The organism is Pseudomonas sp. NFACC16-2 (genome assembly GCF_900119205.1).
Lineage (GTDB): Bacteria > Pseudomonadota > Gammaproteobacteria > Pseudomonadales > Pseudomonadaceae > Aquipseudomonas > Aquipseudomonas fluorescens_Q.
This window is the reverse complement of sequence record NZ_FPIX01000005.1, coordinates 107907-131951: the sequence shown is the minus strand read 5'-3', so window position 1 is coordinate 131951 and position 24045 is coordinate 107907. Positions and strand designations below refer to the sequence as shown.

General features: G+C 62.1%; 19 protein-coding genes. 11 read left to right on the top strand and 8 right to left on the bottom strand.

Features of this window, described 5'->3' with window-relative positions:
• Positions 1 to 39 precede the first annotated feature (39 nt).
• The 3 genes from phhA (at position 40) to BT116_RS06935 (ending at position 2474) form a co-directional block, all read left to right on the top strand.
• Positions 40 to 825: a phenylalanine 4-monooxygenase gene (gene phhA, locus BT116_RS06945; protein ID WP_072341526.1), complete on the top strand. Its 786-nt coding sequence runs from the start codon at positions 40 to 42 to the stop codon at positions 823 to 825.
• A 99-nt stretch (positions 826 to 924) separates the two neighbouring features.
• Positions 925 to 1281: a 4a-hydroxytetrahydrobiopterin dehydratase gene (locus tag BT116_RS06940; protein WP_003184087.1), complete on the top strand. Its 357-nt coding sequence runs from the start codon at positions 925 to 927 to the stop codon at positions 1279 to 1281.
• The gene (locus tag BT116_RS06935; RefSeq protein WP_072341525.1) at positions 1281 to 2474 is read left to right on the top strand and encodes an amino acid aminotransferase; all 1194 of its coding nucleotides are present in this window, start codon (positions 1281 to 1283) and stop codon (positions 2472 to 2474) included. Before BT116_RS06940 ends, BT116_RS06935 begins: the two co-directional genes overlap by 1 nt.
• A 191-nt stretch (positions 2475 to 2665) precedes the next feature.
• Here the strand turns inward: BT116_RS06935 and BT116_RS06930 are convergent, their stop codons facing one another.
• Entirely contained in the window at positions 2666 to 3235 is a 570-nt protein-coding gene (locus BT116_RS06930; protein WP_072341524.1) for an NAD(P)H nitroreductase, read from the bottom strand.
• 161 nt (positions 3236 to 3396) lie between these two features.
• Here BT116_RS06930 and BT116_RS06925 point away from each other — a divergent pair, with 161 nt between their 5' ends.
• Positions 3397 to 4851 (top strand): TrkH family potassium uptake protein, encoded by a 1455-nt coding sequence (locus tag BT116_RS06925; protein ID WP_072341517.1) that lies wholly within the window; start codon positions 3397 to 3399, stop codon positions 4849 to 4851.
• Here BT116_RS06925 and BT116_RS06920 read toward each other — a convergent pair.
• Positions 4808 to 5869: an AraC family transcriptional regulator gene (locus tag BT116_RS06920; RefSeq protein ID WP_072341513.1), complete on the bottom strand. Its 1062-nt coding sequence runs from the start codon at positions 5867 to 5869 to the stop codon at positions 4808 to 4810. The genes BT116_RS06925 and BT116_RS06920 overlap by 44 nt on opposite strands.
• Before the next feature lie 299 nt (positions 5870 to 6168).
• Here BT116_RS06920 and BT116_RS06915 point away from each other — a divergent pair, with 299 nt between their 5' ends.
• Both BT116_RS06915 and BT116_RS06910 read left to right on the top strand, forming a co-directional pair.
• On the top strand, positions 6169 to 6480 hold the full coding sequence (locus tag BT116_RS06915; RefSeq protein WP_072341510.1) for an Mpo1-like protein: 312 nt from the start codon (positions 6169 to 6171) through the stop codon (positions 6478 to 6480).
• Between the two features lie 12 nt (positions 6481 to 6492).
• Positions 6493 to 7080: an HD domain-containing protein gene (locus BT116_RS06910; protein WP_072341507.1), complete on the top strand. Its 588-nt coding sequence runs from the start codon at positions 6493 to 6495 to the stop codon at positions 7078 to 7080.
• A 156-nt stretch (positions 7081 to 7236) separates the two neighbouring features.
• Here the strand turns inward: BT116_RS06910 and BT116_RS06905 are convergent, their stop codons facing one another.
• Entirely contained in the window at positions 7237 to 8052 is an 816-nt protein-coding gene (locus BT116_RS06905) for a UDP-2,3-diacylglucosamine diphosphatase (protein WP_072341504.1), read from the bottom strand.
• A 135-nt stretch (positions 8053 to 8187) separates the two neighbouring features.
• On the opposite strand from BT116_RS06905, the gene BT116_RS06900 reads away from it, so the two are divergent.
• Entirely contained in the window at positions 8188 to 8937 is a 750-nt protein-coding gene (locus tag BT116_RS06900; RefSeq protein WP_072341501.1) for a helix-turn-helix transcriptional regulator, read from the top strand.
• A gap of 118 nt (positions 8938 to 9055) precedes the next feature.
• Complete coding sequence (locus BT116_RS06895) at positions 9056 to 9946, top strand: DMT family transporter (protein ID WP_072341498.1); 891 nt, start codon at positions 9056 to 9058, stop codon at positions 9944 to 9946.
• On the opposite strand, the gene BT116_RS06890 is transcribed toward BT116_RS06895, so the two are convergent.
• Positions 9940 to 10227, bottom strand: a complete 288-nt coding sequence (locus BT116_RS06890) for an Rdx family protein (RefSeq protein ID WP_060738678.1) — start codon at positions 10225 to 10227, stop codon at positions 9940 to 9942. The two genes, BT116_RS06895 and BT116_RS06890, sit on opposite strands and share 7 nt — an antisense overlap.
• Positions 10228 to 10298: 71 nt before the next feature.
• Between BT116_RS06890 and BT116_RS06885 the strand changes: the two genes are divergently transcribed.
• Positions 10299 to 12500: a patatin-like phospholipase family protein gene (locus BT116_RS06885; protein ID WP_072341495.1), complete on the top strand. Its 2202-nt coding sequence runs from the start codon at positions 10299 to 10301 to the stop codon at positions 12498 to 12500.
• 138 nt (positions 12501 to 12638) lie between these two features.
• On the opposite strand, the gene BT116_RS06880 is transcribed toward BT116_RS06885, so the two are convergent.
• From BT116_RS06880 to recQ, 3 genes are all read right to left on the bottom strand, one after another.
• Entirely contained in the window at positions 12639 to 14609 is a 1971-nt protein-coding gene (locus BT116_RS06880; RefSeq protein WP_072341492.1) for a FimV/HubP family polar landmark protein, read from the bottom strand.
• Between the two features lie 113 nt (positions 14610 to 14722).
• Complete coding sequence (locus tag BT116_RS06875; protein ID WP_003199001.1) at positions 14723 to 15157, bottom strand: MarR family transcriptional regulator; 435 nt, start codon at positions 15155 to 15157, stop codon at positions 14723 to 14725.
• A 118-nt stretch (positions 15158 to 15275) separates the two neighbouring features.
• On the bottom strand, positions 15276 to 17402 hold the full coding sequence (recQ, locus tag BT116_RS06870; protein WP_063322442.1) for a DNA helicase RecQ: 2127 nt from the start codon (positions 17400 to 17402) through the stop codon (positions 15276 to 15278).
• A gap of 487 nt (positions 17403 to 17889) precedes the next feature.
• Between recQ and BT116_RS06865 the strand changes: the two genes are divergently transcribed.
• Together BT116_RS06865 and BT116_RS06860 are read left to right on the top strand one after the other, a co-directional pair.
• Entirely contained in the window at positions 17890 to 18477 is a 588-nt protein-coding gene (locus tag BT116_RS06865) for a UPF0149 family protein (RefSeq protein ID WP_003198997.1), read from the top strand.
• Positions 18478 to 18485: 8 nt separating this feature from the next.
• On the top strand, positions 18486 to 18881 hold the full coding sequence (locus tag BT116_RS06860; protein ID WP_072341488.1) for a YbaN family protein: 396 nt from the start codon (positions 18486 to 18488) through the stop codon (positions 18879 to 18881).
• Positions 18882 to 19143: 262 nt separating this feature from the next.
• Here BT116_RS06860 and BT116_RS06855 read toward each other — a convergent pair.
• On the bottom strand, positions 19144 to 24045 hold a 4902-nt coding region (locus tag BT116_RS06855; RefSeq protein WP_139209456.1), incomplete at its 5' end, for a beta strand repeat-containing protein.

Here is a 24045-nt window from a genome sequence, read left to right as displayed (position 1 = left end):
AACAGCCTTCCCCACGAGGGAAATCAGCAGGAGAGCAGCATGAAGCAGACGCAGTACGTGGCCCGCGAGCCCGATGCGCAAGGTTTTATCCACTACACCGCTGAAGAACACGCGGTGTGGAATACGCTGATCACCCGCCAGTTGAAAGTCATCGAAGGCCGTGCGTGCCAGGAGTACCTGGATGGCATCGACAAGCTGGGCCTGCCCCACGACCGTATCCCGCAACTGGACGAAATCAACAAGGTGCTGGGCGAGACCACGGGCTGGCAAGTCGCCCGGGTGCCAGCGTTGATCCCCTTCCAGACCTTTTTCGAATTGCTCGCCAGCAAGCAGTTTCCAGTGGCGACCTTCATTCGTACCCGCGAAGAGCTGGATTACCTGCAAGAGCCGGACATTTTCCACGAGATCTTCGGCCACTGCCCGCTGCTGACCAACCCTTGGTTCGCGGAATTTACCCACACCTACGGCAAACTCGGCCTACAGGCCTCCAAGGAAGAACGCGTCTACCTGGCGCGCCTGTACTGGATGACCATCGAATTCGGCCTGGTGCAGACCCCGCAGGGTCGACGCATCTATGGTGGCGGCATCCTGTCTTCACCCAAGGAAACCGTGTACTGCCTGTCGGACGAACCGGAAAACCAGGCCTTCGATCCGCTGGAAGCCATGCGCACGCCGTATCGCATCGACATCCTGCAACCGGTGTATTTCGTACTGCCCGAACTCAAGCGCCTGTTCGACCTGGCCCACGAAGACATCATGGGCATGGTCAAGCGCGGTCGGGAGCTGGGCTTGCATGCCCCGAAATTCCCACCAAAAGCGGCGTGAACCGCCTCTTTTAATCCCAATTGAGTCTGTTGCACGACGCCGCTTTGCTTTAGCGTGGATGCATCGACGTTTTCCAAATATTCGATCCAGGAACACACCATGAACACTCTGAACCAAGCCCATTGCGAAGCCTGCCGCGCCGATGCCCCGCAAGTCAGCGACGAAGAACTGCCGGTGCTGATCAAGCAGATCCCCGACTGGAACATCGAAGTGCGCGACGGCGTGATGCAACTGGAAAAAGTTTTCCTGTTCAAGAACTTCAAGCACGCCCTGGCGTTCACCAACGCCGTCGGCGAGATCTCCGAGGCCGAAGGCCACCACCCAGGCCTGCTCACCGAATGGGGCAAAGTCACCGTGACCTGGTGGAGCCACTCCATCAAGGGCCTGCACCGCAACGACTTCATCATGGCCGCCCGCACCGATGACGTGGCCAAGACCGCCGAGGGCCGCAAGTAATGCATTTCGACGCCATCGGCCGGGTCCCCGGCGACCCGATCCTGGGCCTGATGGAGGCCTATGGGGCGGACGCCAACCCGAGCAAGTTCGATCTGGGCGTGGGCGTCTACAAGGATGCCCAGGGCCTGACGCCGATTCTTCAGTCAGTGAAACAGGCTGAACAACGGCTAGTGGATCGCCAGACCACCAAGACCTACATCGGCGGCCATGGCGACGCTGCATTCGGCCAATTGATCAACGAGCTCGTACTGGGCGCCGACTCTCCACTGATCAGCGAAAAACGTGCCGGCGCCACCCAGACACCGGGCGGTACCGGTGCGCTGCGCCTGAGTGCCGACTTCATCGCTCAATGCCTGCCGGACCGTGGCGTGTGGCTGAGCAACCCGACCTGGCCGATCCACGAGACCATCTTCGCCGCGGCCGGGGTCAAGGTCAGTCACTACCCTTACGTGGGCGCCGATAACCGCCTGGATTTCGAGGCGATGCTGGCGGCCCTGAACCAGGCACCCAAAGGCGATGTGGTGCTGCTGCACGCCTGCTGCCACAACCCCACCGGCTTCGACCTGTCCCATGAGCAATGGCGTCAGGTGTTGGAGGTGGTGCGCGACCGCGACCTGCTGCCGCTGATCGATTTCGCCTACCAGGGCTTCGGCGATGGATTGGAACAGGACGCCTGGGCGGTCCGGCTGTTTGCCCAAGCCCTGCCGGAAGTGCTGGTCACCAGTTCCTGCTCGAAGAACTTCGGCCTGTACCGCGATCGTACCGGTGCGTTGATCGTCTGTGCCCGGGATGCCGAGAAGCTGGTGGATATCCGCAGCCAACTGGCAAACATCGCCCGCAACCTGTGGTCGACACCGCCGGATCATGGTGCGGCCGTGGTGGCGACCATTCTCGGCAACCCGGAACTCAAAAGCCTGTGGGCCGATGAAGTCCAGGCCATGCGCCTGCGCATCGCGCAATTGCGCAGCGGCTTGCTGGAGGCCCTCGAACCCCATGGCTTGCGCGAACGCTTCGCCCATATCGGCGTGCAACGCGGGATGTTTTCCTACACCGGCCTGACGCCGGAACAGGTCAAGCATCTGCGCGAGCGCCACAGCGTCTACATGGTCGGCACCGGCCGGGCCAACGTGGCCGGCATCGACGCCACGCGCCTGGACCTGCTGGCCGAAGCGATTGCTGACGCTTGCAGATAACCAGCCTCTAAATCGCTGAACACATCCCCTTGTGGCGAGGGGATTTATCCCCGTTGGGCTGCACAGCAGCCCTAGATCAGACACCTTGGGATGTCAGGCCTTTCCAGGCTGGGGGGCTGCTACGCAGCCCAGCGGGGATAAATCCCCTCGCCACAGATAAACCCTCTTTACCAAAAAAGCTGCGTCAAACGTTATACCTGCGGGCCCGTCCACTCCCGGACAAACTGCCCGAGATCTTCCTGCGGTGCCGTGCGCGCTTCTTTCTGCGGCGTGCCCAGGTAGAGGAAACCGATCACCTCTTCCCCGTCCTCGAGGCCAAGCCCCCTGGCCACATGCGGCGAGTACGCCAGTTCACCAGTGCGCCACACGCCACCAACCCCCTGGGCATACGCCGCCAACAAGATGCCATGGGCCGCGCAGCCGGCCGCCAACAGTTGCTCGGATTTGGGGATTTTGAAATGGTCCTGCAGACGGGCGATCACCACCACGACCAGGGGCGCGCGCAATGGGCCGTTGAGGGCCTTTTCCACGACGCTTTCCGGTACCAGCGGGTCATTGAACCGCGCAGCTTCGGCCAGCAGTTCGCCCATGCGCTGCCGCGCCTGCCCTTCGACCGTCAGAAAACGCCATGGCCGCAACTGGCCGTGATCCGGCGCCCGCATGGCCGCGGCGAACATGAGCTCGCGCTGCTCCGCAGTGGGGGCCGGGTCCACCAGGCGCGGGACGGAAACACGGTTGAGCAAAGCGTCGAGAGCCTGCATCGGCCACCTCCTGAAAAAATGTCCGACTATTCTAGTGGCTGTGCGGCGAGTTCGTTAGCGCAAATTCCACAGCCAGCTTCCAAATGGCGCCGGGTGCCGGTTTACAGGGCGCTTGTCGCGGGTAGAATGGCGCCCTTCCTTTTCCAGCCTGAGCGGACTTCATGGCGTTGCCGACCCTGCGGATCATTGGTTTCATCATCGGCATCTTCCTGATCACCCTGGCGATCTTCATGGTCGTGCCCATGGCCACCCTGATGGTCTTCGAGCGCACCGGCGACCTGCCGTCGTTCCTCTGGTCGAGCATGATCACCTTCCTCGCCGGCCTGGCCCTGGTGCTTCCCGGGCGCCCGGAACACATCCACCTGCGCCCGCGCGACATGTACTTGCTGACTGTCAGCAGTTGGCTGGTGGTGTGTATCTTCGCCGCCCTGCCCTTCCTGCTGACCCAGCACATCAGCTATACGGATTCGTTCTTCGAAAGCATGTCGGGCATCACCGCCACCGGCGCCACCGTCCTGAGCGGCCTGGACACCATGTCCCCGGGCATCCTGATGTGGCGCTCGCTGCTGCACTGGCTCGGCGGTATCGGCTTCATCGGCATGGCAGTGGCGATCCTGCCGCTGCTGCGCATCGGGGGCATGCGGCTGTTCCAGACCGAGTCGTCGGACCGCTCGGAAAAAGTCATGCCCCGGTCCCATATGGTGGCGCGGCTGATCGTGGCGTCCTACGTGGGCATCACCATCCTCGGCACCCTGGCGCTCTGGTGGGCCGGGATGAGCCTATTCGATGCCATCAACCATTCGATGTCGGCGATCTCCACCGGCGGTTTCTCCACCTCGGACCTGTCCCTGGCCAAATGGACCCAGCCGGCGGTGCACTGGGTCGCCATCGTTATCATGATCCTCGGCAGCCTGCCGTTTGCCCTGTACGTCTCGATGTTGCGGGGCAATCGCCGGGCGCTGATCAAGGACCAGCAGGTCCAAGGGCTCATCGGCGTGCTACTGGTGACCTGGCTGGTGCTCGGCACCTGGTATTGGGCGACCACCGACCTGCATTGGCTGGAGGCGCTGCGGCACGTGGCGCTGAACGTGACGTCCATCGTCACCACCACCGGTTTCGCCCTGGGCGACTACAGCCTGTGGGGCAATTTTTCGCTGATGCTGTTTTTCTACCTGGGGTTCGTCGGCGGCTGTTCGGGCTCGACGGCTGGCGGGATCAAGATTTTCCGCTTCCAGGTCGCCTACATCCTGCTGCGGGCCAACCTGAATCAACTGATCCACCCCCGCGCGGTGATCAAACAGAAATACAACGGTCATCGCCTCGACGAAGAAATCGTCCGCTCGATCCTTACGTTCTCGTTCTTCTTCGCCATCACCATCTGCGTGATCGCCCTGTTGCTGTCGCTGCTGGGCGTGGAATGGATGACGGCGCTGACCGGTGCGGCCAGCACCGTGTCCGGCGTCGGCCCGGGGCTGGGAGAGACCATCGGGCCGGCCGGCAACTTCGCACCGCTGCCGGACGCGGCCAAGTGGATTCTGTCAGGAGGCATGCTGCTGGGCCGACTGGAGATCATCACGGTGTTCGTGCTGTGTATCCCGGCGTTCTGGCGTCACTGACCGCTTCAGGCTGGCCCGCCAACCGTGCCCGGTATTCGCCAGGCGTGGCGTCGAACCAACGGCGGAAGGCCCGGAAAAAATTGCTCGGGTCGGCAAACCCCAACAGATAGGCGATCTCCAGCAGCGTCATGCCCGGCTGCGCCAGGTACTGCTCGGCCAGTTCACGACGGGTGTCCTCAAGCAAACTCTGGAAACTGGTGCCCTCTTCCTGCAAGCGCCGCTGCAAGGTGCGCTGCGACAGGTGCAGCGTCTGCGCCACCACGTCACGCTTGGGCTCGCCCTGGGGCAACAGCCGACACAACACTTGTCGTGCCTTGTGAGTCACGCGGCTTTCCGAAAAACGCGCGAGGTATTCACCGGCAAACCGGTCATGCAACTGCGCCATGGCTTCGTTGGCCGTAGGCAACGGCGCCTCCATGTCGGCCCGTTCAAAAATCAGCGCATCATAAGACGCGCCGAACACCAGCGGCGCGCAGAAGGTTCGCTGATAAGGCACCAGGTCCAGGGGTTCGGTGCCTTGGAACAACACTTTTACCGGGTGCAAGGTACGCCCGGTCAGCCAATTGCACAGGGCCAACGCACAGGCCAGGGATGCTTCGGCACTTTGGCGGGTGGGGGGCAAATGGTCGCCGTGTACCGTCAAAATCAGCCCGTAGCCTTCTTCCAACCGACGAAAACTCAAGTCGGCGCTTTCGGCAATGATCCGCTGGTATCGCACCAGTCGCTGGAACCCCTCCGCCAGCGTGCGACTGGACATCAAGGCGTAGCCCGCCACATGGAACGAGGCCGGGCGCGCCACTTTACCCATGTTCAAGCCAATGGCCGGGTTACCTGACAATTCCACCGCCCGTTGCCAGAGCCGCGTCATCGAGTCCTGGGGGAAGCGTGCATCCGGATCGTCCAGCGCATCGAAGTCCAGCCCCAGTTGCTTGAACAGCACCCGACAATCCAGGCCGTCGATTTCCAACGCCTTGACAATCCCCATCGCCCAGCTTGAAGAAGTCGTTCGTTCGTTCATGACGTTTTACTTGCATGACGAGCCGCAGGGTACGGCTGGATTTGCGAAGGATAGCAGTGTCCGGTCTTACCAATAACGCCCCTTTTGGACGAGCGGCTGTTGTTGTCAGGCAAGACGCCACGACGAGTCATAGCCCGCTATGGCGAGGAGTGGCAACGCAGCATGACGGCAACAGAAGCCGTCCAAAAGGGGCGTTATTGGTAAGACTGGACACTAGAGTGGCGCTGATTGTCACTGGCCGTAGCGATTGATGGCTCTAGACTCCAAGTATCAGAACAATAACCACAGAGCCAGCCGTCGTGGAAAACGCTAAACGATTCAATAGCTTCGCCGAGTTCTACCCGTACTACCTCAGCGAACACAGCAACAGCACCTGCCGACGACTGCATTTCATCGGCACCTCCCTGGTCATCCTGGTGCTCGTCCTCGCTCTGGTCGTGGGTAGCGGGTGGCTGTGGCTCGCCCTGCCCGTGGCCGGCTACGGCTTCGCCTGGGTCGGGCATTTCTTCTTCGAAAAGAACCGTCCCGCCACCTTCCAGCATCCGCTCTACAGCCTGCTCGGCGATTTCGTCATGTACCGCGACATGCTGCTGGGCAAGGTGGCGTTCTAATAAGGACTGCCGATGAGCAACCACGCGCGCTTTACCCACATGAAAGAAGGCACCCAACAAGACTGGGCGATCATCGCGGCCGATTTCAGCGCCTACGCGCGGCAATTGCCGGGCCGGATCCTGGCCCACTTGAAACTGCTGGACGGCGATTTCGGCGGGTTCCCGGTGGATCGCCTGACCCATTCCCTGCAAACCGCCACCCGCGCCTACCGTGACGGGCGGGACGAGGAATACGTGGTCTGCGCCCTGCTCCACGACATCGGTGACACCCTGGGCTCATACAACCACCCAGACATCGCCGCGGCGATCCTCAAGCCTTTCGTCAGCGCCGAAAACCTGTGGATGGTGGAGAAGCACGGGATTTTCCAGGGCTATTACTTCTTCCATCACCTGGGCATGGACCGACACCTGCGCGAGCAATTCAGTGCTCATCCGCAATACCAGGCGACCATTGAGTTCTGTGCGAAGTACGACGCGGCGGCATTCGATGCCGAATACGACACCCTGCCCTTGAGTTTCTTCGAGCCGATGCTGGAAAGGGTCTTTGCCACGCCGAAGCAATCGATCTACAAGGCGGCGATGGCGGACATACCGGCCTGACAGACACAGTGCCCCCTGTGGCGAGGGGATTTATCCCCGCTGGGCTGCGCAGCAGCCCCAAAATAACTACCTGAGTTTGCAATCTACCTGATAAACCGAGGGGGCTGCTGCGCAGCCCAACGGGGATAAATCCCCTCGCCACAAAGGGTGTAAGACTCACGCAGGTTCGGCGACCTTTTCGGCCTTGAGCAACGCCTCCCGCGCCTGGGCCTCCGCCAGCCGATACAACTCGATCGTCCCATCCCAATGCTCGATCAGCGCCGTGCAGGATTCGACCCAATCGCCACAATTGAGGTATTCCACCTCGCCCACCCTGCGCATCTCCGCGTGGTGGATATGCCCACAGACCACGCCATGCAGTTCGCGCTTCACGCACTCGTGGGCGATGGCTTCCTCGAAATCGCTGATGAAGCTGACGGCGGTCTTGACCTTATGCTTGAGGTACGCCGACAACGACCAGTAGCCGTAGCCGTAACGGGCTCGCCAATGGTTGAGCCAGCGGTTCAGCGTGAGGGTGAACTCGTAGGCCGAATCTCCGAGGAACGCCAGCCAACGGTGGTACCGGGTGATGACATCGAACTGGTCACCATGGATCACCAACAGATGCCGGCCATCGGCCGTGACGTGCACCGCTTCGTCCACCAACTGGATATTGCCCAGGATCAGCTTCGAATAGCGCCGCAGGAATTCGTCATGGTTGCCGGTGACGTAGATCACTTCGGTGCCGCGCTTGCTCATGGTCAGCAAGCGACGAATGACGTTGGTGTGGGCCTGGGGCCAATACATGCCACCGCGCAGTTTCCAACCATCGATGATGTCACCCACCAGGTAGATCTTGTCGGCGTGGTAGCCCTTGAGAAACTGCGACAAGTGCTCGGCCTGGCAATCCCGGGTACCCAGGTGCACATCGGAAATCCATAAGGTGCGTACACGCTGTTTGCGGCTGGGTCTGGCGAGCTCGGCGCTGGTCATTGGGCAACCCTCTGATCGTTTTCGCCACTGTGCACGCCAGCGGTTAATGGCCCATGACAAACACAAGTCCATTACATGACAGCGCGGGGCGGTGAGCCCTCGGTGTATGCTGGCGGCCTGACACGGGAGACCGCGATGAGACCGATCCTCACGCTACGCCACTACAGCCACGATCTGATTGTCCACAGCCACGACCACGCGCAACTGGTGTTCGGGTTGTCCGGCGCGCTGGATTTCGAGGTCGAAGGGCGTGGCAGCCAGGTGGTGCAACAGAGTTTCGTGGTAGTACCCGCCGGTGCCCATCACGCCTGCGGCAGTCCCCGGGGCAGTCGCTGCCTGGTGCTGGATGTGCCCAGTGACGATTGGGTCGGGCAATGCCTGGGGGATCACGCCGACGCCAGCCGCCGCTTGCTCGACGACACCGCTCGCCTGCCCCTGGACGCGGGACAAAGCCAGTTGGTCAGTTGGCTGGCGGGTAGCCCGGTGGACGATCCGGTGATCGCCCAGCAAGGCGCGGTGCTGCTGCTGGCGAGTCTCAATAACGCTCGCCAGGCAACCCTAGGCGGCCGGCGCCTGCCCTACGCCGCGCTCAACGCCCACATCGACCAGAACGCCGCCTATGCGCTGCAAGTGGCGGACCTGGCGCGAATCGCCGGCCTCTCCAACGCCCGCCTGCACGCACGCTTCGTCGCCGAGTGCGGACAAACCCCAATGGATTACATCCGCAGCCGTCGCTTGCACCAGGCCGTAGCGTTGTTGCGTGATTCGCAGTTGCCCATCGGTGAGATCGCCCACCGCGTCGGCTACAGCTCCCAAAGTGCCTTCGCCGCGGCGGTGCTGCGCGAATTCGGCGTCTCGCCGGGCAAGCTGCGGCGTCAGCGCTAGCTTCGCGCTAAAAATCGCTAGGATCGCGACAGACGCCAGCACCTCCCCAACGCTTAAATACCCCCCATGGGATTGATGTTTGTCCGTCGGTTTTGGCTTATCTGTTGAAAGGATTGAAATGACACCTCGTACTGCCCTCGGCGCCCTGCACATCGGCGCACTCATGTTTGGCCTGACCGGTGTCTTTGGCAAACTCGCCGCGGCTTCGCCGGCGGTCATCGTGTTCGGGCGCGCCGTCTTCGCCGTGCTGGCCCTGGCGATGTTCGCCCGGTTCGCCAGCAACAGCCGCTGGCAGAAACTGCGGGCCCGGGATGGCCGGCGATTGCTGCTCGGGGGGTTGTTGCTGGCCGGGCATTGGGTGAGTTTCTTCATCGCCGTGAAGGTGGCCGGCGTGGCGATCGCCACGTTGGGGTTTGCCAGTTTCCCGGCCTTCACGGTATTGCTCGAGGGGCTGATCTTCCGCGAACGGATTCGCGCCAATGAAATCTGGTTGGTGGTGCTGGTGAGCGTCGGCCTGGTGTTGGTCACGCCGAACTTCGACCTGGCCAGCGGTGCCACCACTGGCCTGCTGTGGGCCGTGGCCTCGGGGTTGCTTTTCTCCCTATTGTCCTTGACCAACCGTGCCGGTTCGGCGCACGTCCCGCCGGTGCAGGCCGCGCTGTGCCAGAACGTGGTGGTCGGGTTGTGCCTGTTGCCGATGGCCGCACCACAATTGAGCGCCGTTCGCCCCCTCGACTGGTTGTGGATCGGCTTGCTCGGCGTGTTCTGCACCGGCCTGGCCCACAGCCTGTTCGTGGCCAGCCTGGCGGTGATCAAGGCCCGCACGGCGGCGGTGGTGTTCGCCATGGAGCCGGTCTACGGCATCGCCATGGCCTGGTGGCTGTTCGATGAGAACCCGACCCTGCGCATGCTGCTGGGCGGCGTGGTAATCATCACGGCCATCGTGATCTCAAGCCAACTGGGCGGTTCGAAGAAACCGGGGGTTGGCGCCCAAGCCGCGTCTCACTGAACCCGATCGTTGTGGCCCAGGTCCCGCTCCGGATCAATCCGGTCGCGGACCCGCTGCTTGAGAACCTTGGCTTCGGGAAAACCACCATCGGCCTTGCGCTCCCAGATCTGTGCACCGTCGCAACTGATGTGGAACACGCCACCGGTGCCCGGTACCAGGGACACTTTGCCCAAGTCGTCGCCGAAGGTGCTGAGCAGTTCCTGGGCCAGCCAGGCTGCGCGCAACAGCCATTGGCACTGGGTGCAATACGTGATGACGACTTCCGGTTTATGTTCGGTCATAGCGGGTGGACTCCTGGATTCGAAGGCGTCGTTATAATAACCGCCTTTGATCGCTCGCCCCGAGATTGACGATGCGCCGCCTCCTGCCCCTCCTGCTTCTGTTGCTGTTGCCCCTGTTCGGTCATGCCAACGTGTCCGCCGTCGAAGCGCCACGCCCGAAAATCGGCCTGGTGCTGTCCGGCGGTGCCGCACGGGGGCTGGCTCACATCGGCGTGCTCAAGGCCCTGGAAGAGCAAGGCATCAAGATCGATGCCATCGCCGGCACCAGCATGGGCGCGGTCATCGGCGGGCTGTATGCCTCAGGCTACAAGATCGACGAACTGGAAAAACTCGCCCTGGGCATCGACTGGCAACAGGCTCTGTCCGATGCGCCGCCACGCAAGGACGTACCCTTCCGGCGCAAGCAGGATGACCGGGACTTCCTGGTCAAACAGAAACTGAGTTTTCGTGACGACGGCAGCCTCGGCCTGCCCTTGGGGGTCATCCAGGGCCAGAACCTGGCCCTGCTGCTCGAAAGCCTGCTGGCCCACGCCAGCGATACACGGGACTTTGACAAACTGCCGATCCCGTTTCGCGCAGTCGCCACTGACATCGCCACGGGCGAAAAAGTCGTGTTCCGCAAAGGCCACCTGCCCAAGGTCATCCGCGCCAGTATGTCGATCCCGGCGGTATTCGCCCCGGTGGAACTGGACAACCGACTGCTGGTGGACGGCGGCATGTCCGACAACATCCCGCTGGATGTGGCCCGGGAAATGGGCGTGGACGTGGCCATCGTGGTCGACATCGGTACGCCGCTGCGCAACCGCAAGCAGCTGGTCACGGTGGTCGACGTGCTGAACCAGTCGACCACCCTGATGACCCGGCGCAACTCTGAAGAGCAACTGGCAACGCTGAAGAAAGACGACGTGCTGATCCAGCCGGCGCTGGCGAGCTTCGGCTCCACCGATTTCGGCCGGGCCCAGGACATGATCGACGCCGGTTACCGTGCCACGCGGATACTCGAGACACGCCTGGCGCCTCTACGCCCGTCCGAGGCGCCCGACGCCGAGCTCATGGCCGCGCGCACCCCAAGCGAGCGCACGCCGGTCATCACCGCCATTCGTGTGGAGAACGACTCGAAAGTCGGCGATGACGTGATCCGCTATTACGTTCGCCAGAAAATCGGCGAGCCGCTGGACCTGGGTCGCCTGCAGATCGACATGGGCACACTGTACGGCCTGGATTACTTCGAACAGGTGCAATACCGCGTGGTCCGCAAGGGCCCGGATCACACGCTGGTGATCAGCGCCCGGGGCAGACGCACCGGCACCGACTACCTTCGGCTGGGGCTGAGCCTGTCGGACGACATGCGCGGCGACAGCGCTTTCAACCTGGGAGCCAGCTATCGGGTCAACGGCATCAATCGCCTCGGTGCCGAATGGCTGACCCGGGCGCAGATCGGCGACAAGCAGGAGCTGTACAGCGAGTTCTACCAACCATTGGATGTCGGTTCACGTTACTTCATCGCCCCCTACGGGCAATTTGAATCCCGCAACGTGGAGTCCATCCTGGACAACGACCCGGTGGCCCAGTATCGCGTCGAGCGCTATGGCTTCGGGCTGAACGTGGGCCGCCAGATCAGCAACAACGGCGAAATCCGCTTCGGTGTCGGCCAGGCCTGGGGCAAGGCGGATGTGCGCATTGGCGATCACGACCAGCCCAGCGAAAACTTCAATGAAGGTTTCTATGAGCTGAAGTACTCCTTCGATTCCTTCGACAACGTGTATTTCCCCCACGAAGGGGAAGATATCGGCCTGAGCTGGCGCCAATATGAACCGGGGCTGGGTTCCGACCAGCGTTACCGCCAGTGGGAGTTCAAGCTGGACAAAGCCCTGAGCAGCGGCCCGGACACCTTCATCTTGGGCGGGCGCTACGGTCGAACACTGGACACTGCTGAAGTCGTGACGTCCAGCTTTGTGCTCGGTGGCGCGCGGCAACTGTCAGGCTTTCGCGAAGACGGGGTATCCGGACAGAACATCAGCCTGATGCGTGCCGTGTATTACCGCCGCCTCACACCGCGGGCCTATCTGCCACTGGACTTCCCGCTGTACATCGGCGGCTCGTTGGAACGCGGCAGGGCCTGGAACAACGACAACGAATTCGACAGCGGCTACATCAACGCCGCCAGCATTTTCCTGGGCTTCGATACACCGCTGGGGCCACTGAATTTCAGCTATGGCGTTAACGACGATGATGAACAGGCGGTGTACCTGAACCTCGGGCAGACGTTTTGAGGGGTAGGCGTTTACCTGGGATGGGTTGATAGCCTGACAGACCGTCATCGCGAGCAAGCTCGCTCCCACATGGGGGCGCAGATGGCTGTGGGAGCGAGCTTGCTCGCGAAGAGGCCAGCCGCTACAGCCTCGAGGGATCTAGCGAATCCCCGCCAGCAGCACCCGGGCGGTCTGCTTGAGGGGTTCGTCACCCTCCTCGAGCAGTTCTTCAAGCAGGGAGACGGCGGTTTTCAGGTCTCCATCGTCGATGCAATTCTGTGCCTGTTCCAGCTTGACCGAGTGTTCCGGGGCCTGAGGCTCGAGGGGCAGGGTGTCCAGGGAAACAGGTTCAAGGGCCAGTGGCTCAAGCTCCAGCGACTGTTCTTCGTCGGCAAAGCTGTCGAGGAAGGCATCGTCCAACGACTCGGTTTCCAGTGGCGCTTCCCATTGCAGGTCCGGTTCGTCAAAACCTGAAAGCGAAAAGCTCTCGGCGGCATAAGGTGAAACAGCCTCTTTATCGGCAGTGTTGTCCTGGGCATCGGCGAGGTCCCAGCTGGTTTCCATGGACAGCGCATCCAGGTCCAACTCGAACTCGTCACCGGGCACCGGCTCACGTTCAGGAGCAGGTGTCGGTGCCGGAGCAGATGAAAGAACCGGTACCTGAGGCGGTATCGACGCCACTGTCGGCGCGGCGATCATGGAAACCTTGGGGTAGCGCCCACGGACCTCCTCCAACGTCCCGGCATCGATACCCTGTGCCTGTAGATGATGCTCCTGGGCCTGGAAACCGATGACATCGCCCTGCTTGCCCAGTACATCGAGCAACTTGAGGCCCAGGTCGGTGCGTTCCGGCTCCGCCAGCAACGCGGCGCGCAACAACCCTGCGGCCTCGGTGAATCGACCGTAGGTCAGGTAGATCCCGACGCCCTCCAGCACATCACCCAGGGGCGTGTCACCGTTATTGAACGATGCCGCGGTCTCGGACGGCTCCGTATCGGGGATTGAAGCAAAGGTTTCGTCGCCCTCCTCCAGCATCGGCTCGGGACGCCCGGTCATCGGTTCCAACTCGGCCTGCTGCTGCCGACGCCGAACGAACAGTAACAGCGCCAGCAACCCCAGCAGGCCCACCAGCCCCGCCACCCATGTCCAATTGATGCCCTCTGGCTCTGCTACTGGTTCTGCTACCGGTTCTGCACCGGGTTGCGCGTTCGACGCCGGTTCCGATGCAGGAACCGCCGGTTGCGGTTGCGTCGATGCAACAGGGGCTGGCGCTACCTCGGCCAGCCGGGCCTGCAATTCGCTGATCTGCTTGCGCTGGCCAGCGACTTCCTCGTCCTGGGCCTGGAGCCGGGCCTGCAGTTGCTCGATAGTCTTCTGTTGCTGCTGGTTTTGCAGCACGCTGGCGGCCAATTGCTCATCGGACGCGGCTGGGGCCTGGCCGGCCGGGGTTGCAGCCGACGTCGGCAGCACGGCCGAATCGGGCAACAACAAGCGCTGGCCGATGGAAAGCCGGTCGCTGCCGGGGTTCAAGGCCTGGATGCCTTGCATCAACTCATTGATCGACGCGTTGCTGCCGGCGTCATGCAGGCGTTTGGCGATGAGCCAGGGATTGTCCCCCGGCACCACGGTGTAGCGCTTGCCCTGTACCGCCGGGGGCGGCTTGATGGACGGCGGGGCCTCGGAAGGTTCGTCACGGACAGGCACGATACCCGGTGTGCCCGGCGGGTCGATCAGCACGGTGTATTCGCGCAGCAGGCGCCCGTTGGGCTGATCGAGCTGCACCAGGAAGTTGAGAAAGGGTTCCTCCACCGGTTTGCTGGAGGTCACCCGAATGAAGCTGCGCTCCCCGCGCAAGACCGGCGTGAAGCGCAGGTTGTTGAGAAAAAACGCCCGTTCCACACCCGCACGACTGAAATCGTCCGGGCTCGCCAGGCTGGCCGACAGATCGCCCTCGCCGATCCCGGCCACATCGACCAGGGCGATATCGGCGCGCAACGGCTGGTTCAGGGCGGAGTGAAGCGTTATGTCCCCCAGCCCCAGCGCCGACGCCAAGGCCGAATATCCCAGGGCACCCACGACGACCGACACGTTGACCCAACCGCGCAACGTGGACTGCAAACTTTCAAGCATGGGTATCCCTTTCGACTACCAGACTGAGCGTAAACGCATCCAATACGATCACTTAGTACTGGTTATAGTTCGCTAATCGCCGAATCTCAAAAGTCTGGCGCCAGGGATATGCCTCAGGATTTTTCCAGGTTGGCCAGGATCGTACCGTGGACCCGCATGCACACGCGCATGTCCGCTTCATCGACCCCTTCGAACAGCTCACGACGCAATTGCGTGGCAATGGTTTCGATTTGTTCGATCAACGGTAGGGCCGGTGCGCAGAGCACGATTTTCTTGGCCCGGCGGTCCTCGGCCACGGCCTGTCGCTGCACCAGCCCCTGGGTTTCCAGGCTGTCGAGCAACCGGGCCAGGGTCGGTCCTTCGACGGCGACGCTCTGGGCCAATTCACGCTGGGTCGGCGCCTGTTCGAAACGGGCCAGATGCAACAGCACCAGCCAACGCGCCTGGGACAGGCCCAGCCCGGCCAGGCGACGATCCAGTTCGGCACGCCAGCCTCGAGACATTTGCGCCAACTGCATGCCAAAACGGTGTTGATCGGTTAACGGCATAAAAAAACTCATCAGATCTGAAATAGAGAAAAACTAATTATTAGTCAGCTAAGCATGAGCTTTGGATTCAAGCAAGGCTCGCCTTGTACTGAATCGTTAAAGGAACGCAACTTACTGATCAGACTTCAAATTCCGACTGCAATGCAGCCCTGACGCAATACAACACGCCTTCGGGAACCCGTCCGACAAACAGTGCGGCAACTTCAGACACTGGTGGTAACTCGCCTTCGCCGTCCAGGAAGGCATCCTGCACTTCACCCATCAGTTCCTCGGGCAGATCCAGTGCCTGTTCCAGGGATAACTGCTGTTTGCCAATGGCCTCGGCCAGCATCGTGTAGACGTTCTTTTCCGAGCACTGCAGTTGCCCGGCGATCTGCAACGGCGTCATGCCGGCCCGGGCCAGTGTGATGAGTTCGTGGCGTACATCGGCCACCGCTTTCGGTGCTTCGGCCTCGCCGCCCAGGACCTGGAGGAAGGCCTCGCCATACCGCTCCAGCTTGCGCGCACCCACACCACTGACCCGGGCCATTTCCGCCAGGGAGGTGGGCTGGCTGCGGAGCATTTCCAGCAGCGTCGAATCGGGGAAGATGACGTACGGCGGGACGCCGTGCTCCTCGGCCAGCTTGCGCCGCAAGGCCCGCAAGGCTTCCCATTGATCGCGCTCTTCGCCACGCACCAGTTGGCTGGCCTGGCTCTTGCTGCTCTTGACCGCCGTTGCCGGCTTGAGGTCGCGGCGCAGCTCGAGGGTGACTTCACCCTTGAGCAATGGCCGGCAAGTCGCACTCAGGCGCAGGCCGCCGTAGCCTTCCAGGTCGATATCGGCCAGACCGCGGGCCACCAGCTGTCGGAATAATGAACGCCACTCACTCTCTGTGCGCGCCTTGCCCACACCGAACACCGACAGGTGCTGGTGGCCAAAGCTGCGGACCTTTTCGTTGTCCTTGCCCAGTAACACGTCCACCAGATGCCCGACACCGTAGCGCTGGCCGGTGCGGAAAATCGCCGACAAGGCCTGGCGGGCCGGCTCGGTGGCGTCCCAGGTTTCCACGCCATCGACGCAGTTGTCGCAATGCCCACAGGGCTGGGGCATGTCTTCGTCGAAATAGGCCAGCAGGGTCTGGCGCCGGCAGCGGGTTTCTTCGCACAGCGAGAGCATCGCGTCGAGCTTGTGCTGCTCCAGGCGCTTGTGGCGCTCATCACCTTCGGAGCTCTGCAACATCTGCTTGAGCATCACCACGTCTTGCAGGCCGTAGGCCATCCAGGCGTCGGCCGGCAAGCCATCACGACCGGCACGCCCGGTTTCCTGGTAATACGCCTCGAGGGACTTGGGCAGGTCCAGGTGCGCGACAAAACGCACGTTGGGCTTGTCGATGCCCATGCCGAACGCAATGGTGGCCACCATGATCAGGCCTTCCTCGTTGAGGAAGCGCTTCTGGTGATAGGCCCGCAGGTCGTTGGGCAGGCCGGCGTGATACGGCAACGCCGGGAACCCCTGCTCACACAGAAACGCCGCCACTTCATCGACCTTCTTGCGCGAAAGGCAGTAGACGATGCCGGCATCACTGCGACGTTCGGCGAGAAACGCCAGCAACTGCTTGCGCGGCTGCTCCTTGGGTACGATGCGGTAGAAAATATTCGGACGGTCGAAGCTGGACAGGAAGCGCTCGGCATCCTGCAAGTGCAGGCGCTCGACGATTTCCTCGCGGGTGCGCTTGTCGGCGGTGGCGGTCAGGGCGATGCGCGGCACGTCGGGGAACAGTTCCGCCAGTTGCCCCAGTTGTAGGTATTCACGACGGAAATCATGGCCCCATTGGGACACGCAGTGGGCTTCGTCGATGGCGAACAGGGCGATTTCCAGGCTCTGCAGGAACGCCAGCATGCGCGGCTGCACCAGGCGTTCCGGGGCCAGGTACAACATCTTCACTTCGCCGCGCCTGATGCGTGTCGCCAGGTCCCGCTGTTGCTCGGCGCTGAGGGTGGAGTTCAGCGAAGCCGCGGCAACCCCCAGTTCCTCGAGGGTCGCAACCTGGTCGTCCATCAATGCGATCAGTGGCGAGACCACCACGGCCAGGCCGTTGCGCAACAACGCCGGTACCTGGAAGCACAAGGATTTGCCGCCGCCGGTGGGCATGAGCACCAGGGCATCGCCACCGCTGGCCACGCGCTCAATAATGGCACCCTGGCGGCCACGGAAACTGTCGTAGCCGAAGATGTCCTTGAGGACGCGTTGAGCCTGTTCGAGCATAGAAACTCCAAAAATCACCGAAACATCCCTGCAAGGCTGGTTCAGAATCACAAACGCTGCACCGGCAAATCGTAAGTGCGCGTTTCGAACCGGCGGGACGCCGCAGGGCATCACAAAACGCGGCAGTATACCCGAGGCCTTCGTTGCGAAGGGCGCTGCTGACAAGAGGTGCTTCGGACGTTGAAAGCAAGGAAGCCGAATACTGTATTTGTGGCGAGGGGATTTATCCCCGCTGGACTGCGCAGCAGACCCAAAATGGTCACTTGAGTGTGCGATCCAACTGAATAAACCGAGAGGGGCTGCTGCGCAGCCCAACGGGGATAAATCCCCTCGCCACAGGGACCGGTCCGGCCCACCTTCTTCGGTATGCCCCCCGGCTCTTGGGCAACCCAGCCCCCACCGGCAAGGCAAATACGCCACGCGGCTGGCCTGGGCGCTCAAGAAGGCCTAGAATTCCCGCATTGTTTATTCCCCAAGGTAGCCCGTAATGTCCTTCGCTGAGCAACTGACCCGCCTGCAAGTCTTCCTCGACGCCGATGAGCTGCACGAAGAGGCGCTGGACTACGTGGCCGCTCACGGCTATCTGACCGCCCTGTCCATCTGCGCAGAAACGGTGCCGGACCGTGAGTGGATCGATGCCCTGTTCGCCGAAGAGCCGCATTACAGCGACGAAGCCCAGCGTGCCGAAATCGAAGCCACGCTGGTCGGCCTCAAGGCCCACATCGCCCGCCAACTGGCTTCCGACGAAGAGTTCGAACTGCCGTGCGACCTGGACCTGGGCGATGACCCGGACGATTCGGAACTGCGTGGCTGGTGCATCGGCTTCATGGAGGGCGTGTTCCTGCGCGAAGCCGCCTGGTTCGAAACCGCCGAAGAGGAAGTCAGCGAAATGCTGCTGCCGATCATGGTCGGTTCCGGTCTGTTCGACGAGCAACCGGAGTTTTCCGACATCGCCGCCGACGCCAACCTGATGGACGACATGATCGTCCAGATCCCCGAAGCCCTCACGGCCCTGTACCTGCTGTGCAACGCACCGGACGAGAAACCGGCGATCCTCAAGCCTCGCCACCACTGAGTGACCGGGTGCCCTCGCCCATTGGCAATCGCCCGCTGATTCTGCGTTACGTTCTGTTGGCCATTGGCTGGCTGAGCGTAGCGCTGGGGGTCATCGGCATCTTCGTTCCCGTATTGCCCACCACCCCTTTCCTGCTCTTGGCGGCGGCCTGTTTCGCCCGCAGTTCGCCGCGCTTCTACCAATGGCTGGTAGAACATCCCCGCCTCGGCCCGTGGATTCGCGACTACCTCAGTGGCAACGGCATCCCGCTCAAGGGTAAGGTCTATGCCATCGGGCTGATGTGGGCGAGCATCCTCTTCTCCTGCTACCTGGTGCCCCTGCCGTGGGCCCGGGGGTTCATGCTCACCAGTGCGGTGCTGGTAACGGTTTATATCCTCAGGCAAAAGACGCTGCGCAAGCCTTGAAACCGAACCTGCCCGGGATGCCAGCCCCCCTGTGGCGAGGGGATTTATCCCCGTTGGGGTGCGAAGCAGCCCCCAAAACCAGCCCACGCGGTACACCAGGTACACCTCGCCCGCCGGTTTGCGACTGCTGCGCAGTCGAACGGGGATAAATCCCCTCGCCACAGGGGTTTGTGTGTCCAGCAGCCCTTTCTTCAAACCGCAAGAATGACAAAACCCGCCATTTCCAGACCGGAAATCGCGGGTTTTGTTATTTCAGCTCACCTCACACCGTGTCCACCTTCAACGAGTGGTCATTCAACATCCCGTTGATGATGGTCGCCGTATCTGCACCCGCGATCATTCCATCTGCGCCGGGTGTGACGCCGTAATGGCTGGCGAGGTTGACGCCGGCCAGGTCGATGGTCTGGTTCGGCGTGGCACCGGCAATGGCGCTGACGTCGATGCTGGTAATGACCGACGCCCCGCTGCCGCTCACGCTGAAATGCAGGTAATCGTCCAGTGACGCCGCGCTGCCATTCTCCCCCTGCAACAACTGGGACAGGTCGAGCTTGTCGATGCCGGGCGCGAAGTCCGTGATCACGTCGTGGCCGCTGTTGCCTGCCTGCCATTGGAAGGTATCGGCACCGCTGCCGCCAGTGAGGGTGTTGTTGCCCAGGCCGCCGATCAGCAGGTCATTGCCGCCACCGCCATTGAGCACGTCATGGCCCAGACCACCGTCGAGGCGGTTACTCGCATCGTCGCCGGTGAGGGTGTCGTTGAAGTTCGAGCCCACGAGGTTTTCGATGCGGCTCAATGTATCGGTGCCCGCGCCCAAGGTGTTCTGCGCCGCCAACAGGCCCAGGTTCACCGTGACTGCCGACGTGGCGTGGGCGTAGCTGACGGTATCGTTGCCCGTACCGCCATCGAGCAGGTCGTTGCCAGCGCCGCTGTAGAGCAGGTCATTGCCGGCCCCACCATTCAGGGTGTTGTTGCCCGAACCGGCGCTGAGTACGTCGTTGCCGTCGCCGGCGTTGAGGATGTTGTCGCCGTTGCCAGCCAACAGCACATCGTCACCACTGGTGCCCGTCAGGGTATGGCCCGCCTGGTAGCTGATGCCTACCGCTGCGCTGTCACTGCCGCCATGGTTGTCGCTGGCGGTGTAGCTGTCGTGGTAGTCCGGTGTTTTGTCTTGCGCCCCGGAATAGTCAACGGTGAGGGTCAGTTGATAGTTCTCCGCAGCGTTGGAATTACCGCCGCCGGGATTGGCGATATTGGTGACGTGGATCTGGTAATTGCCATCCGCTGCCGCGGTGAAAGATGCCCCATCGTTGATCGCAATGAATGGCCCGCCGTTGAGCGAATACACCATTGCAATGCGACCGGCCGACAGGTTGTGGTCCAGGGTGAGGGTTTCGCCCTGTTTGAGGCTGATATTGAGCCGATCTTCATCGTTGGTGTTGTTATTGGACACCATCCCCAGTGCACCGCTGACCACCAACATCGCCGTCATGCTCGCGGTATTGGCGACGAAAGCGCTGCGACTGAGGTTGATCGATTGCACGTTGTTACCGGTAAAACTGACCGTGCCGGTGCTGCCAGTGAAGTCCCCGCCTTTGGCGGTCCAACCGGTATTGAAACTGGTGGGTGACGCGGTGAGCGGATCGCCGTTGGCGTCGCTGTCGTTGCCCAGCAGCAATTCGCCCGGGACCACGATGTTGCCCGACAGCACGTTGGTGATGATGTTGTCGTCAGCCGCTATCGGTGGGCTGTTGGGTACGACGTTGATCACCAGGCTGGAGCTTGCCAGGTCGCCATCGTTGTCACTGACGGTGTAGCCGATGTTTTCGGTGATCAATGTGCTGGTGGCTGTCTGGGAGGTATAGCTGAATGCACCGGTGTCAAGGTTGACCACCAGGGTACCGTCATGGGCGGTGGCAATGCTCAGCGTGTTGGTGGCCGTATTGAAACTGCCATGGTTGACCCCACCACTGGCACTCAGTGCGCCCTGGCCGCCGTTGGCCGCCGGGTCATAGCTGTACGTGGTGCCATCGACCACCAGGCTTTTGACAAACCCGCCATCGGCGCCAAACGAACCGCCTTCGCCCAACAGGTTGCCGGTAACCGGCGCGCCCTGCACCGTGCCGGAGAGCACCGAATTGAGCTGGTTCAGGTCGGTGACCACCACTGCGTTGGTGTTGGTGTGAGCGCTGCCGTCGTAAGCCAGCGGGTCGAGGTAGTCGTTACTGACACCGTCGCCCAGGCCAATGGCGTAGTTCTTGATGCCATTGGCATCGAGGAAGGCTTTCCACGCCGCCTCATCTGCCGTGCCGGTTTCAAGGCCAGAATTGGGCTTGCCGTCCGAGAAGAAGTAGCCAATGTTCTGCGCGCCGGTCAGTTGCCCGGACGTGACAAACGCAGTCTTGGCCGTCGCCACTGCCGCGTCGTAATTGGTCCCACCACCCGCCGACAGGCTGGAGAGAAGCGACTTGGCAGTCGCCACGTCGACCCACACCGACGTCTGGTCGGTGGCACTGCTGCTGAACGTCACGAGCTGGACTTTCACATCCCCCAGGTCATCGTATTTATCGAGCAAGGCACTGATCGCCTGTTTCGCCAGGTCCAGCCGCGAAAGCCCCGGCACACCGGAGTCATCGGCCATGCTGCCGGACACGTCGAGCACGATCAGCAGGTTCGAATCGACCTCCACCGCCGTGACCGAACGCTCGGACGCGACAGCCTTTGGTACGTCATCGACGATGCTGACCACCAGGCTGCCGGTGGTGCTGTTGCCCAGGGAGTCCGTGGCCTGATAGGTGAAGCTTTCGCTCAGCGCATTCGTGCCATCGTTGGCATGGGGCGTGGTGTTGGCTGGCGAGGTCAGGGTGTAGGTGTAGGAACCGTCCGGGTGGAGCAGCAGTTGGCCGTAGGCGCCGGTAGCGTTGCCTACCAGGGTGAAGGTGACGGCGCCAGTGGCACCGCTGACTGAACCGACCAAGGTACCGCTGGCAGTTTCGCTGGTGGCGCTCGGATCGCTGCCGGTGACGGTGCCAGGGGCTAGATCCTGGCCGTCCTGGGTCAGGTCCAAGGCTTTTTCGTAGACGGTCACGTCATGGTCGGTTTCTGCGATGAGGCAGCTGTTGTGCACGTCGACGGTGATGGTTGTCGTGCTTTCATCACCATCGGCATCCCGCACGGTATAGGTGAAGACATCGGTCGCGCCTGGTGCGCCGACAGCATCGGGATTGCTGTGGTAGACGGCGTTGCCGTTGGCGTCCAGTGTCAGGTAGCCGTAGGTGCCATTGATCTGGCTATTGAGGCCGCCGATGGCTGGGTTCGAGGTGTCGTTGCCGGCACGCACGCCGATGATTGCGCCGCCGTCCGCACCGAGTACGTCGTTGTCCAGCACGTTGCCATTGACCGTGCCGCCCTCTACCACCGAGGCGAAATCGGCATGGGCCTTGGGCACGTCGTCGACGACGTCGATGATGATGGTGCTGGTGACCGTGTTGCCTAACGAGTCCGTGGCCTGGTAGGTGAAGCTTTCGCTCAACACGTTCGGACCATCGTTGGCGTGAGGCGTGGTGGTCGCTGGCGCCGTCAGGGTGTAGGTGTAGGTACCGTCGGGCTGAAGCGACAGTTGACCGTAGGCACCGTTGGCGCTGCCCACCAGCGCGAAGGTCACGGCGCCAACGGCACCACTGATAGAGCCGACAAGGCTGCCACTGGCGGTCTCGCTGGTGGCGCTCGGGTCGCTGCCGGTGACAGTGCCGGGGGCCAGGTCCTGGCCGTCCTGGTTCAGGTCGAGGGCTTTTTCGTAGACGCTGATTTCGTGGTCGGGCGTGGCGACGAGGCAGATATCGTGGACATCGATGGTGATGGTGGTAGTGCTTTCGTCACCGTCGGCATCACGCACGGTGTAGGTGAAGATATCGGTCGCGCCCGGGGCGCTGACGGTGTTCGGGTTGCTGTGATAGACGGCGTTGCCATTGGCATCCAGGGTCAGGTAGCCGTAGGTGCCGTTGATCTGGGTGTTCAAGCCACCAATCGCCGGCGTCGAGGTGTCGTTGCCTGCACGCACACCGATCACGGCACCACTCGCAGCCGGTCCGTCGGCACCACCTTCGTCGTTGTTCAGGACGTTGCCACTGACCGTCCCGCCCTCATCCACCGAGGCGGAGTCGGCATGGGCGGTCGGCAGGTCATCGACGATGTTCACGTCCAGATTGCCGTTGGCCGTGGTGCCGTTATCGTCGGTGACCACTACGGCGAATTGCTCGCTAACGCTATTGGCACCGTTGGCGTTGGGATGGGTTTCATTGTCCAGCAAGGTGTAGCTGTAGCTGACCACCCCGGTGCTGGCGTTGTAGCCAGTGATGGTCAGCGTGTTGCCGAGTGCGGTGGTAATCGACTGAGGGAAACCCGCCGCCACGCCGCCGGTGACGACGTTGATGCCGCCCACGCTCAGGGTCTGCACACCGTCCAGCGCGGTCACGGTAAAGGTGCCGTTTTGAGTCAAGGCCGATGCATCCGGGCTGCTGCCGTCGCTGAGGTTTTTTTCCTGAACCGTCAGCTCACCGCCGTCGGTGTCGAGGCCGGTGATGATCACCGGGTCGTCGTTGTTGTGCACTTGCAGCACCAGGTTCGCGGTGCTGGTGTCGCCATCGGCGTCGGTCAGGGTGTAGGTGAAGGTTTCGCTGCCATCACCACCACCGTGCAAGCCTTTGAAATCGGCGTCAGCGGTGTTGAGGGTGTAGGTATAGGAACCGTCGGCGTTGAGAACCAAGGTGCCGTAAGTACCGGTAAAAGTGCCGGGCGTAATTGGGCCAGACGCCACGTGATCCGCACCTTGGGTGTCGTTGGTCAGCACACTGCCGGTCAGGGTCAGGTGGGTTTCCGAAGCCGTGCTGGCGTTGCTGTCGTCCACGGCTTTAGGCAAGTCGTCGACGATGTTCACGTCCAGGTTACCGTTGGCCGTGGTGCCGTTGTCGTCGGTGGCGACGACCGCGAACTGCTCGCTCACGCTGTTGGTGCCGCTGGCGTTGGGATGGGCTTCGTTATCCAGCAAGGTGTAGCTGTAGCTGACCACGCCCGTGCTGGCGTTGTAGCCGGTGATGGTCAGCGTATTGCCGAGTGCGGTGATAATCGATTGTGGGAAACCGGCTGCTACACCACCCGTGACAACGTT